This is a genomic window from Pedobacter sp. NEAU-ZC8 (genome assembly GCF_059278965.1).
This window is the reverse complement of sequence record NZ_JCAJXC010000014.1, coordinates 94211-113913: the sequence shown is the minus strand read 5'-3', so window position 1 is coordinate 113913 and position 19703 is coordinate 94211. Positions and strand designations below refer to the sequence as shown.

Below are 19703 nucleotides of genomic sequence, written 5' to 3'. Positions count from 1 at the left end.
TACAGATATGGTAGATTACGATGTCCTGATTATAGGTGCCGGTCCGATAGGCATGGCCTGTGCAATTGAAGCGAAGAAAGCGGGTTTAAGTTACGTTATTGTCGAAAAGGGTGCATTGGTGAATAGCTTGTACAACTATCCGGTATTCATGACCTTCTTTTCAACCTCGCAGCGTCTGGAGATCGGGGATGTCCCTTTTGTAAGTATAAATCCAAAGCCGAACCGCAATGAGGCGGTGGAATATTATCGCCGGGTGGCGGAGAAGTTTTCGCTGAACATCCACTTGTATGAAAGAGTTGATAGCGTCCGGAAGAACGAAGATGGCCTGTTTGATGTACAGACTGCCAAGCGACACTATAAGACCAGGTACGTGATCGTATCCACCGGGTTCTATGATGTGCCGGTACTGATGAATATTCCGGGTGAGGATCTGCCGAAGGTTACCCACTACTATAAAGATCCACACCAATACGCTTTTCAGCGCGTGGTGGTGGTTGGAGCCAACAACTCCGCCATAGATGCGGCACTGGAAACCTACCGGAAGGGCGCGCAGGTGACCTTGGTGATCCGTGGCCAGGAGATAGGTTCTTATGTGAAATACTGGGTACGCCCGGACATTGAGAACCGGATCAAGGAAGGTGCCATTAAGGTTTATTACGGCTCTACCCTGAGTTCCATTGAGCCCGATACCGTGCATATTCAAACGCCGGAGGGCGAAGTTGTGCTGGAGAATGACTTCGTGATTGCCACAACAGGCTACACGCCGGATTTCAAGTTGCTAAAGAACCTGGGGTTGGAGCTATCGGGCGATGTGGCAAACTGTCCAGTGTACAATCCGGAGACCATGGAGAGCAGTACGCCTGGGTTTTACCTGGCTGGGGTGGTCTGTGGCGGTATGGATACCCATAAGTGGTTTATAGAAAATTCGCGGGTACATGCGGTTCAGATATTTGACCACATCAAAAGCCTGCAATCCTGATATCTCTAATTAAAGCCGGCATATAAAGGATTTTAGTTAAGTTTGCACAAACATTTCAAAACCTGAATGCCAGGAATAAATCAAATTAAACAACCCATAGCTGCGGACATCAGTGCCTTTGAAGAGAAATTCAAGGCTTCAATGCACAGTGACGCCCCGCTTTTAGATCGGATTACCCATTACATTGTTAAGCGCAAAGGGAAGCAGATCAGGCCTATGTTTGTTTTTTTTGCTGCCAAACTCTGTGGTGGTATTCTGGAATCCACCCATCGCGGCGCTGCTCTGGTGGAGCTGCTGCACACCGCTACGCTGGTGCATGATGATGTGGTAGATAACGCCTATGAACGTAGAGGTTTCTTTTCGATCAATGCTTTATGGAAGAACAAGATTGCCGTACTGGTGGGTGATTACCTGCTGGCGAAGGGACTGTTGCTTTCGGTGAACAACAATGAATTCCGTTTACTTCAGATCGTTTCAGAAGCGGTAAAGCAAATGAGCGAGGGGGAGTTGCTGCAGATTGAGAAGGTCAGGAAAATGGATATCAGCGAAAGTTTGTACTTCGACGTGATCCGTCAGAAGACAGCATCGCTCATTGCCTCATGCTGTGCCTGTGGTGCAGCTTCAGCTGGTGCTGATGAGGCGACAATTGAAAAAATGCGGTTATTTGGTGAAAAAGTGGGTATTGCCTTTCAGATAAAAGATGATACTTTTGACTTCGGAACCGACGATGTAGGGAAACCTCTGGGCATTGACATCAAAGAAAAGAAAGTGACACTTCCGCTGATCTATGCTCTGAACCGTGCAGATCGTTCAGAAAAGAAAAGGATCATCAACCTGGTGAAAAACCATCAGGAAGATCCCAAGAAGATTGCGGAGATCATTGACTTTGTGAATGCCAAAGAAGGGGTGCATTATGCGAATCAGAAAATGCTGGAATACCAGCAGGAAGCCTTCGATATCTTATACACCTTTGAAGAAGGTGAGGCCCGTACCGGCCTGGAGCAGTTGGTTCGCTATACTACAGAGCGAAAAAAATAACAGCCTTTATGGACCATGCATAACATCAATATAAAAGAACTTGCTAAGTCGTTAAATCTTTCCACTTCTACAGTTTCAAGGGCGTTCAGAGATAACAGCGATATTAACAAGGCCACTAAAGAACGCATTCTGGCAAAGGCAAAAGAGTTGAACTATCAGCCCAACCACTATGCCAGCAATCTGCGGGAACAGCGCAGCAAGACCATCGCCGTAATTGTTCCGGAACTTGCCAACAACTTCTTCTCGCAGGCGATCCATGGCATTGAACGTATTGCAAGGGAAAAGGGCTACCATATCCTGATCTTCGCCACCGAAGACAACTATGAAAAAGAGGTTTCATTTATTCGTCACTTGCACAACGGCAGGGCAGATGGCATCATCATGTCGGTATCGGGCGAAGCAAATGATCATACCTATCTGGATGAGCTTGCAGAAAAACGCCTGCCCCTGGTTTTTTTCGATAGGGTGTATGAAGACATCATTACCCCAAGGGTAATTACCAATGATTACAACAGCAGCTTTACCGCTACACGGCACCTGATTAAACAGGGTTGTGAACGGATCGCGTACCTGGTAATCAACAAAAACCTATCTATCGGTAAAACCAGGATGCAAGGCTACCTGGATGCCCTGGAGGAATTTAACATCCCTTATGATGAAAAGCTGGTGATCGATTGTACGAACAGCTACCGGAAGAATAATACCATTCTGAAGAACATGCTCACCAAGATTAAACCTGATGGGGTATTTACCTCGGTGGAGCGTCTGGCCTTTGCAACCTACTACGCCTGTTACGACCTGAACATTTCCATTCCAAAGGATCTGAAAGTGATCGGCTTCTCCAGTCTGGAGATTGCGCCCCTGCTGAACCCGTCCCTTACCACCATTACCCAGCCTGCTACGAAGATCGGAATCGAAGCTGCAGCATTGCTGTTCAAAATGCTGGAAGCGCCAGAAACGGTAGACCTTAAATGCAAGGTTGTGCTCGACTCTAAACTCATGAAAAGAGCCTCTACAGCAAGTTAAATTTTCATTAAGAAATCAGACCTTTTTAGGTTAACAAAATTCAAAATCTTTCCGCTGAAATCTCCAAAACGCGCAGAATTCTGAGGCTTGATTTTGGAATTTGCAGCAGGTCCTTCATTTTCTTCGGGAACGATCCCGGTAACGTTCCCGAAATTTCACGCCTGTCTACCTTAGTGTATCTTTCACACCATGTTCTGTGGTTTTATTTAGTAAAATATTGATTTATAATATTTTGCAATATTGTTTGTACGATTTTAAAATTTGACAAAAAGTATATTTGATCAAAAATTCACGGTTTTAGCGTATAAAATATTGCTGAGAAATAAATAGTAGTATAAAATTTTGAATTATAAAGCTGGATTGTAAATTTACCCCGATTGTATACACACTAAGTGTTAACTAAATATATCACCATAAAAACGAGTTCGGAATATGAAAGTATTTTACGTAATGAAGTCTTGCTTACTGTTGCTGTTTCTTTTTGCAGCGGTTACAGTACAAGCACAAACCGGGGTCCTTTCCGGTAAAGTTTTAGATGAAACCGGTCAGGGTTTACCCGGTGCCTCGGTTCAGATCAAAAGTCTGAACAAAAGCACTTCGACCGATGTTGAAGGAAACTTCAGAATCACCGGCCTGGCAAATGGCGCGGTTACTGTAACGGTAAGCTACATCGGCTATACGCCGTATGATCAGGCAGTAACCATCTCCGGCAACACGACTACAAACATCAGCATGAAGCCAGATGCACAAAACCTTACCGAGGTTGTGGTAATCGGTTACGGTACTGCAGAAAAAAAGAACCTTACCGGTTCCATTACAACGGTAGGTGCAAAGGATTTCCAGAAAGGTACCGTTACTACACCTGAGCAATTGATCCAGGGTAAAGTAGCTGGTGTAAACATTGTGAATAACGGTGGTACTCCAGGTGGTGGTGGTGTGATCCGCATCCGTGGTGGTGCATCCTTAAATGCAAGCAACGATCCTTTGATCGTTATTGACGGGGTGCCATTGAGTGGTAACTCGATCGGTAATGCGGCAAACCCATTGGCCCTGATCAACCCGAACGACATTGAAACTTTCACCGTATTAAAAGATGCGAATGCAACTGCAATCTACGGCTCAAGAGCTTCAAACGGCGTAATCTTGATTACCACAAAAAAAGGTGGCGCAGGTACACCGGAGATCAATTTTGTAACTAACAACTCTATTGCAACCGTTGCGAAGAAAGTAGATGTTTTATCTGCTGCGCAGATTCGTGAATATGTTAATGCAAATGGAACTGCTTCTCGTCAGGCCTTATTGGGTGCTGAAAATACCGATTGGCAAGATGAAATATATCAAAATGCCTTTACTACAGATAATAACTTAAGTATTGCTGGTAAATTCCAAGGTGTGCCTTACCGCGTATCTGGTGGTTACCTGGATCAGCAAGGAACAATTATCACAGACCGTTTAAAACGTGCAACAGGTGCTATTACTGTTAGTCCCACTTTATTCGATAATCACTTAAAAATTGATTTGAATTTAAAAGGATCTTTAACGGATAGCCATTTTGCAAATGCAGGAGCTATTGCATCTGCAATTCAGTTTGATCCGACGCAGTCCGTCTATGCTGATAATGCATTTGGCAACTACTTCGAATGGACCCAAGGTGCCGTTCCTAACCCAAATGCTCCTAGAAACCCGGTTTCACTAATTAGGCTGAATAATAACAATGGAAAAACGGAAAGAAGCATCGGTAACATCCGCTTGGATTATTCTTTTCATTTTTTACCTGAATTACATGCCAACTTGAATTTAGCTTATGATGTATCTAAAGGTTATGGAAGAATCAGTATTCCAGCTTTTGCAGCACAATCATTCGCTACTGAAGGTTCAAGATCACAGTCATTAAATCAAGAAACGAATAAAATCTCTGAGTTCTATTTGAACTATGCAAAAAATATCGGGATTCACCGTGTTGATGCGACAGCTGGTTACGGGTATTATGATAATGCAGTTACTGGTTTCAACTTCCCGACTTACCGTGCAACCGGTGCGGTACAAACCACACCAACTTTTCCATTCGGCATAGAACAGAACAAACTACTTTCTTACTACGGAAGGTTAGTCTATACCCTAAATGATAAATATATTCTGTCGGGTACCATGAGGGCTGATGCTTCTTCGAAATTCGCAGAAGATAACCGCTGGGGATACTTCCCATCTGTAGGTTTAACCTGGAGAGTAATTGGTGAAGACTTCCTTAAAGACAGCAAAGTACTTTCTGACTTGAAATTGAGATTGAGTTATGGTGAAACTGGAAATAAGGACGGAATTGGTAACTACGATTATTTATCCAAGTATTATGCAAACAGTCCGACAGGCCAGTATCAGGTAGGTGACCAATTTTACGACTACTTTACTCCAGCAGCATATGATCCGGATTTGAGATGGGAATCGACCACGACGTATAACGCTGGTATTGACTACGGTTTCGCTGGCGGAAGAATTTCCGGTACTTTGGATGCGTACTACAAAAAAACGAAAGATTTGTTAAGTACCATTAACATTCCAGTTGGTACAAACTTTAACAACTTGTTAACGACCAACGTAGGTAATATGGAGGTTCGAGGATTTGAAGCTAGCATCAATTTCGCTGCCATTCAAAGTGATAATGTGAACTGGGATTTCGGTTTTAACTTGGCATACAACAAAAGAAAAGTAACCAATTTGACCTTAAACCCTGATCCAGCCTCTAAGGTTGGTGCTGGTAATATCACCGGTGCAACAGGAACGACTTTGAAATATAATGCTGTAAATCAAATTCCAGGTGCATTCTTTGTTTACCAACAAGTTTATAATTCTGATGGACTACCTTTAGAAGGTGTTTATGTAGACAGAAATGAAGACGGCATCATTAATACTAGCGATCAATATTTTTACAAATCACCTGATCCAAATATTACGGTTGGCTTTAATACTGCTTTTAGCTATAAGAAATGGACGCTAAGCACAGTGCTTAGAGCAAACTTTGGTAATTACGTGTATGACAACGTAAGCTCCAATTTCGGCATCAAAAGTAATATCTTAAGTCCGAACGGCCCAATCAACAACGCTGCCGTTGATTTCCTTAATACCAATTTTACCAATTATCAATACTTAAGTGATTACTACATTAAAAACGCTTCCTTCCTAAAAATGGATAATGTTGGTTTATCCTACAATCTAGGTAAGCTGTCTGCAAATGGAAATACGACAGTGAGAATTTCCGGAAACGTGCAAAATGTATTTGTAATCAGTGATTACAAAGGACTAGATCCTGAGTTGGCATCTGGTATCGATTACAATTTATATCCAAGACCAAGAACATACACACTAGGTCTAAATGTTGGGTTTTAATTCAAAAAGAAAAATGAAAAATTTACATAAAATAGCACTGGTATCTGGAATGTTCCTGATGTCTTTTAGTGCCTGCAAAAAGGAAGACTTAAATCTAAGGCCTACCAACGATGTAACAGCTACAGAGGTTTATGCCACACCAAAAGGATATTCTGATGCTTTGATTAAACTTTATGCGTCATTTGGATTAACAAGTGCTAGCGGTTCTAGCGCAAGTGAAATCGGTGGCATTGATCCAGGTTTTGCAGATTTTCTAAGGTTATTCTGGACCAGTCAGGAGTTAACAACTGATGAAGCAGTATGTGCCTGGAATGATATTGGTATTCCCGAGTTAAACAGGTCTACCTGGGCTACTGATAACGTATTTTTAAGAGGATTGTATTCTAGAAGTATGATTCAGATTACGTTCGTGAACGAATTCCTTCGTGAAAGTACTCCAGAGAAACTCGCTGAACGAGGGATCACTGGCAATGATGCCGCTGATATCCAGAAATACCGTGCTGAAGCACGTTTCCTACGAGCTTATCAATATTGGGTACTTATGGATGGATTTGGAAACCCACCTTTTGTTACAGAAGAGAATACTATTGGTAAAGTAGCGCCAAAGCAGATAACAAGAGCTGAGTTATTTAAATATGTTGAGTCTGAATTATTGGCAATTGAAGCAGATCTAGCGGAACCGCGTAGCGTGTATGGAAGAGCTGATAAAGGTGCAGACTGGGCATTGTTGGCTCGCCTTTACCTGAATGCAGAAGTGTACACCGGTACACCTAAGTACACCGAGGCTGTTACCTACTCCAGTAAAGTAATCAATGCTGGTTATGCTTTGAAATCAAATTACCAGGATTTGTTCAACACCTCTAATACGGAAAATAATCAAGAAGCCATTCTAACCATTAATTACGATGGTATGAAAGGGTCGAATTTTGGAGGAACCACTTTTTTAATCAATGCAGCATTAAATCCTGACATGAATCCAGCATCATATGGTGTACCAAATGGTGCATGGGTTGGAAACAGAACTCGTCAAAATCTTCCTGCGCTGTTTCCAGATACTAAAGGTAACCTAGACAAACGAGGTGTGTTTTTTGGGAACAAACCTACAGTAGATGATGTGAATACCTTCACGGATGGTTTGGCTGTGACTAAATTTAAAAATGTAAATGCTCAGGGTGTACCAGCACCATCATTAGACGGTACTTTGAGTTCGCTTGACTTTCCAATTTTCAGACTTGCTGAACAATATTTAATTTATGGTGAGGCTGTTACACGAGGTGGTGCAGGTGGTACTACGGCGCAAGCAATTGCATATGTAAATGCCTTACGTACCCGCGCCTATGGAAATGCCTCAGGCAATGTAAGTAGCATTTCTACCAACTTTTTTATAGACGAACGTGCGAGAGAACTATACTGGGAAGGTCATCGTCGTACCGATTTAATCCGTTATGGCAGATTTACCGGTGGCAATTACTTATGGCCATTTAAAGGTGGTGAACAAGCTGGAAAAGCAATTGACGAGACTCGCAACATCTTCCCGATCCCGGCAGCCGATTTAATTGCGAATCCAAATTTAGTTCAGAATCCAGGTTATTAATCATAAGATCTTAAAAACATGAAATCAAATATCTTAAAAACTGTAGCAATGGGCATGATGATGCTCTCGCTATGGTCTTGTAAAAAGGATGAAGATAAAGTTCTATCTGACGCCAGCCCTGCAGGTACGCTTGCTGCATCTGCGACAAGCGTAAACCTAAACATCGCAGCTGGTGATGCAACTGCAGTTACCTTTACCTTTCCTATAGCAACCGTTACCGGCTACCAGGTTCCTGTAACCAGTACTTTGCAGTTTGATCTTAAAGGAAATAACTTTAGAACTGCGAAAGAAACTGTAGTAACAACTACTACTTATAGTGCAACTGTTGCAGAATTAAACAAAATGATGTTAAGCCTAGGGGCAACAATTGGCGTACCTGCAGAAATGGAAGTTCGTTTGAAATCTGCACCAGCACCAAACGCGCCGACGTACTCTAATGTTATCACCATCAGCGGAACCCCTTACCTTGCATCTGCATGGGTTTATGTTCCAGGTGCATACCATGGCTGGGGCTTTGACACCGTAGACAGCTTGGTGTCCTTAACCGGAAATGGTGTTTATGAAGGTTTGATCAACATGCCAGCAGATAAGCTAACCTTCAAGATTACGCCTAAAAAGGCATGGGATCTTGCTTACGGTGACGGCGGTGGCGATGCCCTTAGCACTTCTGGAGGGGATATCAATGCTGGAACCCCAGGATTAAAGAAAATCACAGTAGACTTGAACAAAAGCACCTATAAAATTGCAACCGCAGATTCATGGGGTTTGATTGGTGATGCTACACCAGGTGGCTGGGATAAGGACACAGACTTGAAGCTCATCAATGATGGAAAAGGCATGTGGACAATGACCGTAGCGCTGACCGCGGGTGAAATCAAGTTCAGGATGAATGACGCCTGGGATGTTAACCTTGGTGGCTCAGATGGAAAGCTGACTGACGGTGGCGACAATATTAAAGTTGCTACAGCTGGAAACTATACCATCACCCTTGATCCGGTAGAAAAAACATACACCATCGTTAAAAACTAAAATAATACCTGCCCTGCAAATGAAACCATTTGCAGGGCTTCTTTTCATCAATGCTCTTCAACGCTCATTACACAAGAATTTACAACCAATAAAACTGCTAAATGAGAAATCTTTTTACCTCCTTACTTTTAGTCGCTTCGCTCCAGGTATTCTCCCAAATTCCTAAACTGGAAAGGGTAGAGCCAATGTCATGGTGGGTTGGCATGCACAATCCAAAACTACAACTGCTGGTACATGGCGATCAGATTGCCAATGCAACTGTGCAGCTTAACTATGGCGGTGTGTCGCTGGTTAAAGTAAACAAAGTAGAAAACCCGAATTACCTGTTCCTTGATCTGGAGATCAGCCCTGAAGCAAAAGCAGGAAAGTTCCCCATCACTTTTGTGCAAAAAGGAAAGAAAAACCTCAGCTATACCTACGAACTGAAAAACCGGGATAAGACCGCTGGAAGAATACAGCCAGTCACCTCCAAAGATGTTATTTACCTGCTTATGCCAGACCGTTTCGCCAATGGCGATCCATCTAATGATGTGGTTAAAGGCCTGGCAGAAACCGCACTGAACCGCGATTCCATGTACTACCGTCATGGGGGAGATATCCAGGGTGTGATGAATCACCTGGATTACTTCAAAGAACTTGGCGTAACTGCCATCTGGATGACTCCGGAAATTGAAAACAACATGAAGCAAGCCTCTTACCATGGCTATGCTGCTACCGATAACTACAAGATTGATCCGCGTTATGGTACAAACGAATTGTACAAAGCCTATGTGGAAAAAGCACATGCAAAGGGATTAAAAGTTATCAAAGATATCGTACACAACCACATTGGTACCGGTCATTATACCTATAAGGATATGCCGATGAAGGACTGGTTAAACCAATGGCCAACATATACTCAAACCAACTACCGCGATCAGCCGGTGATGGATATTCACGCTTCTGAAGCAGATAAAAAACGCATGCTGGACGGCTGGTTCGTGCCATCTATGCCCGACTTAAATCACAGAAATCCCTACGTACAGAACTACCTGACGCAAAATCACATCTGGTGGATCGAGTATGCTGGTATCGACGGACTACGATTAGATACCTATCCATACAACGAAGGCACCTACATGGCCGACTGGGCACTGAAGCTGAAAGCAGAGTTCCCGACGCTTTCAATTTTCGGTGAGACACTGGTAAACTCCGCAGCAGCACAATCTTACTTCACTGGTGGTAATACCACCAACAGGGGTATGGACACCAACCTTCCGGGTATTACAGACGCCGTATTAAAAGATGCGATCTATGAAGCTTTAAACGGCAAACCAGGGTGGACAGACGGCATCTTCCGCCTATATGCAACACTTGCGCAAGACTTCTTATATAAAGACCCAAGCAGCAATGTTGTCTTTATGGATAACCATGACATGAGCAGATTTTACTCTATGGTAAATGAAGACTTCAACAAATACAAAAGCGGTATGGCGATCCTGTTAACCGTACGTGGTATTCCACAAATCTATTACGGAACAGAGATCCTGATGAAGAACTACTCTAACCCGGATGGGCTGGTTAGATCTGATTTCCCGGGTGGCTGGAAAGGCGACAAGGTAAACAAGTTTAGCAAAGCTGGAAGAACCGATCAGGAGAACCAGGCTTTTGATTTTGTAAGTACACTGGCGAACTACCGTAAAAACAGTGCAGCGCTAACCAGCGGCAAGATGATGCAGTTTGTTCCCGAAGATGGCTTATTCGTTTATTTCAGATATGCCGAAGACAACAAGAAAACGGTCATGGTCATTGTGAATTCTGAAGACAAAGCGAAAGAGTTAAAGACCGCCCGCTTTGCAGAACGTATCCTGCAGGCAACAACAGCGACCAATATCATTACCGGAGCTAAAATCAATAACATTAACACCATAAATATTCCTGCCAGCACTACACTGGTATTAGAACTTAATTAATGAATATCAATACTGATAAAATAGGATGCCTGTTCGATCTTGACGGCGTCCTGGTAGATACCGCTGTATACCACTACAAAGCCTGGAAGGCACTTGCAAACCGCTTGGGATTTGACTTTACAGAAGCACAAAATGAACACCTGAAAGGTGTAAACCGGATGCGTTCACTCGAGATGATCCTGGACTGGGGCAAGGTTTCCAAGACTGAAGCTGAGATGCTGGAGCTGGCTGCAGGCAAAAATGCGGAATACGTGGAGATGATCAGCAAGATGACAGCTGAAGAGGTGCTGCCGGGAACCTTGCAACTGCTGGAACAACTGAAGGCTTCAGGTATTAAGATCGCCCTAGGTTCGGCAAGCAAGAACTCCGGAATGATCCTGGAAAGAACAAACCTTGCACACTACTTTGATGCCATCATTGATGGAAATCATGTAAATGCTTCCAAGCCTGACCCCGAAGTATTCCTGAAGGGTGCCGAAGCACTAGGCCTTGAGCCTGCAAACTGCATCGTGTTTGAAGATGCACAGGCCGGCGTACAGGCGGCCATCAATGGCGGAATGAAAGTGATCGGTGTCGGTCAGCAGAACAACCTTCAGGGTGCGAATATGGTGATCAAAGATCTTTCTGAAATCTCCGTATCTCAAATTATTGACCTGGTAAACGACAAAGCATAAGAATGAAAAACTATATCAAACCAAGCGAGTGGAACATCGTAGAGGAAGGTTTTGATCCTCATTTAAATAAAATCTCTGAAAGCTTATTCAGTATCGGAAACGGCCGGGTGGGCCAACGGGCGAATTTCGAAGAAGCCTATACTGGCGATACGCTGCAGGGCAATTATGTGGCAGGTGTATATTACCCGGACAAGACCCGCGTAGGCTGGTGGAAGAACGGCTATCCGGACTACTTCGCAAAAGTGCTGAATGCTGCGAACTGGATTGGTATCGACATCAAAGCTGATGGCGAAACACTAGACCTGAACACCGCCAAAGTAAGTGAGTTCCAGCGTGTGCTCAACATGAAAGAAGGTTATCTTCAACGTTCATTCTCTGCAGAACTACCCTCCGGGAAACTACTAAGTGTGGTAGCCAAAAGATTCTGCAGCATCGCTGATGATGAGCTTGCAGCGATCCAATACCAGGTTGTAGCAAAGAACTTCAGCGGTGTGCTGCGCATCACTTCATCCATTGATGGTGATGTGAAGAACCAGGATTCCAACTACGATGAAAAATTCTGGGAAGAGGTAAACAAAGGTTTTGAGGCAGATACTGCTTTCATCACCTTAAGAACCAAAAAGACAAACTTCGAAGTTTGTACTGCTACAAACACGCAGGTTTACCTGAACAACGAATTGGTAGCAACGAAAGCTACACCTCTGGAAAAAGAGAAATACATTGCTTCGAGTCTTGAAGTAAATGTTAAGGAAGGCGACAACGTCACCATTTATAAATATGCTGCTAACGTTTCTTCACAGAACTACGATAAAGCAGAACTACAAAAAGCAGCAACTGCTGCGGGAGATCGTGCAGTAGCGGCAGGTTTTGACAAGCTGTTCGAAGCACAAGTTGCGGCATGGGCTAACAAGTGGGAAGAAGGTGACATCCTGATTGAAGGTGATGTTGCTGCACAACAAGCTATCCGCTTTAATATTTTCCAACTGAACCAAACCTATACTGGTAAAGATGCAAGATTAAACATCGGTCCGAAAGGTTTCACCGGCGAGAAATACGGGGGTTCGACCTATTGGGATACCGAAGCATATTGCATCCCTTTCTACCTGGCAACAGCGCCACAGGAAGTTGCGAAAAACCTCTTGGTTTATCGCCACAATCAACTGCAGAAAGCAATCGAAAATGCAGAGAAGTTAGGCTTCAAAGATGGCGCGGCACTGTATCCAATGGTGACCATGAACGGTGAGGAGTGCCACAATGAGTGGGAGATCACTTTCGAGGAGATCCACCGGAACGGTGCGATTGCTTTCGCTATTTACAACTACATCCGCTATACCGGAGATGCAAGTTACCTGGCATCACACGGACTGGAAGTGCTGATCGGCATTGCGAGGTTCTGGAAACAACGGGTAAACTGGAGCACTGAAAAGAACAAGTATGTAATCCTTGGCGTAACCGGTCCGAATGAATACGAGAACAACATCAATAACAACTGGTACACCAATAAATTGGCTGCATGGTGCCTGCGTTACGCACAGGAAGCTGCTGAAGCAGTTAAAGAGCAGGATGCAGCAAAATATGAAGCTATCCTGTCAAAAGTAAACTTCAACACCAAAGAGTTCGAAGACTGGAGCAGCATCGCTGATCAGATGTACTATCCTTACGATGAGAAACAAGGTGTGTTCTTGCAGCAAGACGGTTATATGGACAAAGAGCAGATGCTTGTGGTTGACCTTCCGGCAGCGGAACGCCCCTTAAACCAGAAGTGGAGCTGGGACAGGATCCTTCGTTCATGTTTCATCAAACAGGCGGATGTGCTGCAAGGCATGTACTTCTTCGAAGATGAGTTTGACATCGAAACGCTGAAACGCAACTTCAAATTTTATGAGTCGCGCACGGTACACGAAAGTTCATTATCTCCATGTGTACACAGCATCCTTGCTGCACGTTTAAGCGATGAAGAAAAAGCATACGAGTTTTACCTGCGCACCGCACGCCTGGACCTGGATGATTATAACAACGATACCGAAGATGGATTACACATCACTTCAATGGCAGGTACCTGGATGAGTATTGTGGAAGGTTTTGCCGGCATGAAAGTTCGTGATAATAAGCTTCAGTTTAATCCATTCTTGCCTAGTCAGTGGAAATCCTTCTCCTTTAATATTGGTTTCAGAGGTACACAGTTGAAGATCAAGATCAGTGCAGATGAGCTTTCCATCGTAAACAACAGCGCGGAAACAATTGCAGTAAGCGTATTTAATAAGACATTTGACATCGCGCGGGGCGAGAAAAAGATATCTTTAAAAACATTGAGCCTGTGAGAAAACTAAAATATCTGGTACTTATGACAATGATGTCTGCAACTGGTCTGGAAAGTGCTGTAGCACAACAGAAGGACAAACTAATGATCTATCAGATGTTGCCGAGGTTATTCGGCAACACCAAATCGCAGAATATTCCTTTTGGCACCATTGAACAGAATGGCAGTGGGAAATTCAACGACATCAACCAGAAAGCGATCGATGGGATCAAGGAACTGGGTATCACCCACGTTTGGTACACTGGCGTGATTGCCCATGCAAGTCTTACGGACTACAGCAAGTATGGTATTCCAACGGCGGACGCTGATGTAGTAAAAGGTCGTGCGGGATCTCCATACGCCATCCGCGACTATTATGACGTGGATCCGGATCTTGCCGTAGATGTCAAAAACCGCATGAAGGAATTTGAGGCACTGCTGGAACGTACGCACAAGAACGGCTTGAAGGTGATCATCGACTTCGTGCCAAACCATGTTGCCAGAAGTTATGAATCGAAAGCGAAACCTGCAAAGGTGATCGACTTCGGTGCACAGGATGATAAAACCGTAGCTTACCACCCGCGTAATGACTATTACTATGTGCCCGGAAAAGATTTCGTAGCACCTGTAGATACCAACGTTAACGACGGATTAGCTTCCCTGAAAGACGGCAGGTTTTCTGAAAGCCCGGCGAAAGCTACCGGCAATAACGTTTTCTCTGAAGCACCAAGTAAAAACGACTGGTACGAAACGGTCAAGCTAAACTATGGTGTAGACTACCAGAACAATAACCAGACGCACTTCGATCCAATTCCACCGGTATGGACCAAAATGCGCGACATTCTGGTTTACTGGAGCAACAAAGGTGTTGACGGCTTCCGTTGTGATGTTGCAGAAATGGTGCCTGTAGAGTTTTGGAACTGGGTTATCCCAGAACTGAAGAAGGTTAAGCCTTCGCTGGTGTTTATTGGTGAAGCCTATGATCCCACCGCTTATGAAACCTATTTAACTAAAGGCAAGTTCGACTATCTGTACGACAAAGTGGGTCTTTATGATGGCTTAAAGCGTTTGATACGCAATGAAGAACATGCAAAAACCGCCGATATCGATCATGTATGGCAAGTGGAGAGTGCAACTTTTGGGAACAAGATGTTGCGTTTCCTGGAGAACCATGATGAAGAGCGTATTGCTTCAAAAGCTTTCGCTGCTAACCCCTGGTTAGCTGTGCCGGCGATGGTCGTTTCGGCTACACTCTCCGGCGGTCCGGTAATGTTATACTCCGGACAGGAAGTGGGTGAAAAAGCAGAAGGTGTTTCTGGCTTCAGCGGTGATGATGGCCGCAGCACGATCTTCGATTACTGGGGTGTCCCTGCTTTACAGCAATGGGTTAACAACGGTAAATATGATGGTGCACTACTTAGCGATGAGCAAAAGGCATTAAGGGCTTTCTATACTAAGCTATTCCATATCGCTGGTCAATCTGATGCCATCGTCAGTGGTAAACATTATAATTTGCCTTTAGAAAACAACAATCGCGCTTATGCCTACTTCAGGTACACGGCGAAAGAACGGATGCTTATCGTGGTAAACTTCAACCGCGAACAAACCTTCGAGGCTGCGCTTAACATCCCTGCCGAGGTATTATCCGGAGCAACAGCGGCTGCAGCAAAGGATCTACTAAATGATTCTGAAGTTCAAATTAACGGTCAATCTATTCGCGTGAAGGTAGCGCCTTCCGCGGCACAAATTATTAAATTCTAAATACACGATATGGAACAGGTCAGCCAAAAACAAGTAGCCTCCAAACCTCGCCTGAGTAAGCTTCAGATCTTTAACATGAGCATGGGTTTCTTTGGAATACAGTTCGGTTTTGCTTTGCAAAACGGAAACGCGTCCAGAATCCTGCAGACCTTCGGCGCAGATGTAGAGCATCTATCTTTGTTTTGGCTGGCCGCCCCATTAACGGGTATGATCGTGCAACCGATCATCGGACATTACAGCGACCGCACCTGGAACAGGTTCGGCAGAAGAAGACCTTATTTTATGATTGGTGCGTTGCTCACTGCCATGGCTTTGATTCTGATGCCGAATTCGGCAGTATTGGCCGGATTGTTACCACCCATTATCATTGGTGCAGGTATGCTGATGATCATGGATGCTTCCATAAACGTTGCGATGGAGCCTTTCCGTGCCTTAGTAGGTGATAAGCTGCCTGAAAGTCAGCGGAGCTTTGGTTTCTCCACGCAAACCTTCCTGATCGGTTCGGGTGCCATTGTCGGTTCCTGGCTGCCATACATCCTCTCCGAGTATGTTGGCGTGTCCAAAGTCGCAGTAGAAGGCCAGATTCCTAATAACGTGATTTATTCCTTTTACGTAGGTGCTGCGGTGCTTATCGCCACCATCTTGTGGACGGTCATCACCACTAAAGAATATTCACCGGAAGAAATGGAAAGCCATCATACTACGCCTATACAGGAAGAGCAACATGGCCTGATGACCATTTTTAAGGATTTCAAGAACATGCCATTAACCATGAAACAACTTGGTGTGGTGCAGTTCTTCTCCTGGTTCGCCTTATTCTCCATGTGGGTTTTTACTACACCGGCAGTGGCACAGCACATCTATAAAGTAACACCCGGAGATACCACGTCTGCGCAGTTTGCGGATGCGGCAAATTGGGTGGCATTCTTATTTGGGATCTACAATGGTATTTCAGCTGCATATGCGCTGATCTTACCCTGGATTGCCGACAAAACCAGTCGCAAGATTGCGCACGCTTTCTCTCTGGTTTGCGGCGGCGCCGGATTGCTTTCTATTTACTTCATCACCAATCCGGATTATCTAATCTTTTCCATGATCGGAATAGGACTTGCCTGGGGTAGTATCCTCTCCATGCCTTACGCGATCCTTTCCAGCTCCATCCCGGCGCGTAAAATGGGCGTTTACATGGGGATATTTAATTTCTTCATCACGATGCCGCAGATCGTTAATGGATTCTTCGGTGGCATGATCGTGAAGCAGTTCTACAATGGAGAGGCCATCTATGCAATTGTACTGGCCGGGATCTTCATGATCTTAGGCGCTATTTCTGTCTTGTACATCCAAAACAATAAAGAGAAAATTTAGTGAAAAAACTTTCCTGTCTGCTGCTTATCCTATGGGTAACGGCCTCCGCATGCCGTAAAAGTAATCCTGAAGAACAGGTTACCGGCCCTGAAACACTGCCAGTTAGCACGGCAACAGGTTTAATTTCTACTTCAAAAGAGTTTCCTACAGCTGATGATACCTTCGAGCTGGAATTTGATGCCGCTAAAGGTGATAAAGGCCTGCAAGGCATAAACAAGGATATCTACATCTATGCGGGCCTGATCACGGATAAGAGTACCGGCCCCAGCGATTGGAAATATGTTAAAAGTGCTTCCTTTAATACCGCAGATGCTGCGGCGAAAATGACGGCAAGCGGTCCGGATAAGTACAAGATCAGCATCAATCCAAGAACATTCTTCGGCGTTCCGGCTACGGAGCAAGTGCTGAAGCTGGTCATGCTTTTTAGAACCTCTGATGGGCAGGCCGTAGCCCGGAATACGGACGGATCCGATATCTACCTGCCGCTTTACGAAACGGGCAAGCTTGGCCTAAAGATCACCTCGCCGGAGTTAAACTTCAATTATCAACCTTCAGCAGTGGTTAACGTGGCTCTTGTTGGATCAGAGGTCTATATCTCGGCAGCGGCTTCTGTAGCGGCTGACCTGAAGTTAACACTTAACGGTGAAAGCTTTGCAACTGCTGCAAATGTCACAAGCATCGCTGGAAAAGTTAAAATTACTAAGCCTGGTCTGCAGCAGATTGTGGTTGAAGGCACTGCTGCAGGGCTGAAGACAACTGCTTCTATTCAGCTACTTGCAACAGCTGAAGCACAGGTTGCGGAACTGCCTGCACAGGCCAAAGAGGGTGTGGTATATATAAACGGTGGCAGCTCGGCAATCCTGACCTTAACTGCACCGGAAAAAAACAGTGTTTACCTGATTGGAAGTTTCAATAACTGGAGCGCTGATGCTGCGCAGCAGATGAAAAAGACGCCGGATGGGAAGAAATGGTGGATCCAGATCGATCAGCTGGATGCCAACAAGCCCTATACTTACCAGTATCTGTTTGATGGTACCCTGAAGGTAGCGGACCCATACGCAGAACTGGTACTGGATCCTGATAACGACCAATACCTGTCGGCTGGCCAGCTTGCCGCAGTGCCCGCTTATCCGGCAGGTCAGACTGGCGTTGTGAGTGTCATGCAAGCCAATAAACCGGCTTATACCTTTAAGAACAATACGTTTAGAAGACCGGAAAAGAACAAGCTGGTGATCTATGAGCTGCATCTTAGAGATTTCCTGAAGAGCAATAACTACAATACCCTAACAGATACCTTGAACTACCTCAGCCGCCTTGGCGTGAATGCCATAGAGCTGATGCCGGTAAATGAATTTGAAGGTAATTCCAGCTGGGGTTATAACCCTTCTTTTTATTTTGCCCCTGATAAATACTACGGCAGCAAGGTAATGTTGCAGCGATTTATAGATGAGTGCCACGGCAGAGGCATCGCAGTTATACTGGATATGGTGTTAAACCATTCTTTCGGGCAATCGCCGATGGTACAGCTATACTTCGACAAGTCTACCAATAAACCTGCGGCAAATAGCCCTTGGTTTAACCCAGATCCAACACATCCATACAACGTAGGTTACGATTTCAACCACGAAAGTGCGGCAACGAAAAGCTTTGTCAAAAACGTGCTGCGCTTCTGGATGGAAGAATATAAAATCGATGGCTACCGCTTTGACTTGTCTAAAGGATTTACCCAAAGGAACTCGGGAAGCTCAGATGCCGCGGTTAATGCCTGGAGCGACTATGATGCGGGCAGGATCGCGATCTGGAACGAATATAACAAATACATCAAGAGTGTCGATGCGAACAACTTCTACGTCATTCTGGAACATTTTGCTGCGGACAACGAGGAAAAAGAACTGGCGGATAAGGGCATGATGTTATGGAACAACCTCAATGGAAGTTTGAATGAGGCAACAATGGGTTATCTGGATAGATCTGATTTTTCAAGAGGTTTTTTTGGTACCCATGGCTTCAGCAAATCAGACAACCTGATCAGCTATATGCAGAGCCATGATGAAGAAAGGACCATGTTCAAGAACCTTTCCTATGGAAATGTTTCTGGTAGTTACTCGGTGAAAGACCTGAACACTGCTTTAAAACGGGAAGAGCTTGCTGCTGCATTTTTCTTCGCCATTCCAGGTCCGAAGATGCTCTGGCAGTTTCAGGAGCTCGGTTATGACGTTAGTATTGATGCAAACGGACGAACCGGGGAGAGGCCTGTTTACTGGAACTACTACCAGCAGCCGGCACGAAAATCTTTGTATAATGCCTACGCGAGATTCATCAATTTGAAAAAGAAGAATACGATATTTAATACCAGCAATGTGCAGTTTGGCGTAGCAGGTGGTGTTAAGTACATCAAACTTATGGATGCCGACAATGTTGTGGTTGTTGTCGGGAACTTCGATGTAAGCAGCAGGCAGGCTAATGTGGACTTTGGCGCATCAGGCTTGTGGTACGAAGCAGGTAGTACAGAAACCTTGAATTTAAGTGGCAGTAATTATACACAGACGCTTGCAGCGGGTGAGTACCATATTTATAGCAAACGTGCTTTAAGCAACTAAAAATT

The 19703-nt window shown here is 44.6% G+C and carries 12 protein-coding genes; all 12 read left to right on the top strand.

Translation table 11 applies throughout. The features are described 5' to 3' along the window. The first annotated feature begins 7 nt into the window (after positions 1–7). The 12 genes from AC5WJX_RS12565 (at position 8) to AC5WJX_RS12510 (ending at position 19698) form a co-directional block, all read left to right on the top strand. On the top strand, positions 8–979 hold the full coding sequence (locus tag AC5WJX_RS12565; protein WP_494484780.1) for a YpdA family putative bacillithiol disulfide reductase: 972 nt from the start codon (positions 8–10) through the stop codon (positions 977–979). 66 nt (positions 980–1045) lie between these two features. Then, positions 1046–2017, top strand: coding sequence for a polyprenyl synthetase family protein (locus AC5WJX_RS12560; protein ID WP_440428122.1), 972 nt, complete (start codon positions 1046–1048; stop codon positions 2015–2017). A gap of 15 nt (positions 2018–2032) precedes the next feature. Beyond that, a complete protein-coding gene (locus AC5WJX_RS12555; protein ID WP_440428121.1) occupies positions 2033–3043 on the top strand; it encodes a LacI family DNA-binding transcriptional regulator in 1011 nt (336 codons plus the stop codon). Between the two features lie 432 nt (positions 3044–3475). Then, entirely contained in the window at positions 3476–6424 is a 2949-nt protein-coding gene (locus AC5WJX_RS12550) for a SusC/RagA family TonB-linked outer membrane protein (protein ID WP_494484779.1), read from the top strand. 13 nt (positions 6425–6437) lie between these two features. Continuing rightward, the gene (locus AC5WJX_RS12545; RefSeq protein ID WP_494484778.1) at positions 6438–8018 is read left to right on the top strand and encodes a RagB/SusD family nutrient uptake outer membrane protein; all 1581 of its coding nucleotides are present in this window, start codon (positions 6438–6440) and stop codon (positions 8016–8018) included. Positions 8019–8036: 18 nt separating this feature from the next. Beyond that, on the top strand, positions 8037–9047 hold the full coding sequence (locus AC5WJX_RS12540) for a SusE domain-containing protein (RefSeq protein ID WP_494484777.1): 1011 nt from the start codon (positions 8037–8039) through the stop codon (positions 9045–9047). Positions 9048–9148: 101 nt separating this feature from the next. After that, the gene (locus tag AC5WJX_RS12535; protein ID WP_494484776.1) at positions 9149–10999 is read left to right on the top strand and encodes a glycoside hydrolase family 13 protein; all 1851 of its coding nucleotides are present in this window, start codon (positions 9149–9151) and stop codon (positions 10997–10999) included. Next, the gene (gene pgmB, locus AC5WJX_RS12530) at positions 10999–11673 is read left to right on the top strand and encodes a beta-phosphoglucomutase (RefSeq protein ID WP_494484775.1); all 675 of its coding nucleotides are present in this window, start codon (positions 10999–11001) and stop codon (positions 11671–11673) included. Before AC5WJX_RS12535 ends, pgmB begins: the two co-directional genes overlap by 1 nt. Positions 11674–11675: 2 nt before the next feature. Further along, entirely contained in the window at positions 11676–13994 is a 2319-nt protein-coding gene (locus AC5WJX_RS12525; RefSeq protein WP_494484774.1) for a glycoside hydrolase family 65 protein, read from the top strand. Next, a complete protein-coding gene (locus AC5WJX_RS12520; RefSeq protein ID WP_494484773.1) occupies positions 13991–15733 on the top strand; it encodes an alpha-amylase family glycosyl hydrolase in 1743 nt (580 codons plus the stop codon). The genes AC5WJX_RS12525 and AC5WJX_RS12520 overlap by 4 nt, the downstream gene beginning before the upstream one ends. 9 nt (positions 15734–15742) lie before the next feature. Then, a complete protein-coding gene (locus AC5WJX_RS12515; RefSeq protein ID WP_440428113.1) occupies positions 15743–17098 on the top strand; it encodes an MFS transporter in 1356 nt (451 codons plus the stop codon). Next, positions 17098–19698 carry an alpha-amylase family glycosyl hydrolase gene (locus AC5WJX_RS12510; protein WP_494484772.1) on the top strand — a complete coding sequence of 867 codons (2601 nt, stop codon included), beginning with the start codon at positions 17098–17100 and terminating at the stop codon, positions 19696–19698. Before AC5WJX_RS12515 ends, AC5WJX_RS12510 begins: the two co-directional genes overlap by 1 nt. The last annotated feature ends 5 nt before the right edge of the window (positions 19699–19703 follow it).

What these genes read in the sequence shown, in the direction of transcription:
- AC5WJX_RS12560 (WP_440428122.1), top strand. Translation starts at nt 1,046, where the DNA reads ATGCCAGGAATAAATCAAATTAAACAACCCATAGCTGCGGACATCAGT.
- AC5WJX_RS12545 (WP_494484778.1), top strand. Translation starts at nt 6,438, where the DNA reads ATGAAAAATTTACATAAAATAGCACTGGTATCTGGAATGTTCCTGATG.
- AC5WJX_RS12550 (WP_494484779.1), top strand. Translation starts at nt 3,476, where the DNA reads ATGAAAGTATTTTACGTAATGAAGTCTTGCTTACTGTTGCTGTTTCTT.
- pgmB (WP_494484775.1), top strand. Translation starts at nt 10,999, where the DNA reads ATGAATATCAATACTGATAAAATAGGATGCCTGTTCGATCTTGACGGC.
- AC5WJX_RS12535 (WP_494484776.1), top strand. Translation starts at nt 9,149, where the DNA reads ATGAGAAATCTTTTTACCTCCTTACTTTTAGTCGCTTCGCTCCAGGTA.
- AC5WJX_RS12555 (WP_440428121.1), top strand. Translation starts at nt 2,033, where the DNA reads ATGCATAACATCAATATAAAAGAACTTGCTAAGTCGTTAAATCTTTCC.
- AC5WJX_RS12525 (WP_494484774.1), top strand. Translation starts at nt 11,676, where the DNA reads ATGAAAAACTATATCAAACCAAGCGAGTGGAACATCGTAGAGGAAGGT.
- AC5WJX_RS12540 (WP_494484777.1), top strand. Translation starts at nt 8,037, where the DNA reads ATGAAATCAAATATCTTAAAAACTGTAGCAATGGGCATGATGATGCTC.
- AC5WJX_RS12515 (WP_440428113.1), top strand. Translation starts at nt 15,743, where the DNA reads ATGGAACAGGTCAGCCAAAAACAAGTAGCCTCCAAACCTCGCCTGAGT.
- AC5WJX_RS12565 (WP_494484780.1), top strand. Translation starts at nt 8, where the DNA reads ATGGTAGATTACGATGTCCTGATTATAGGTGCCGGTCCGATAGGCATG.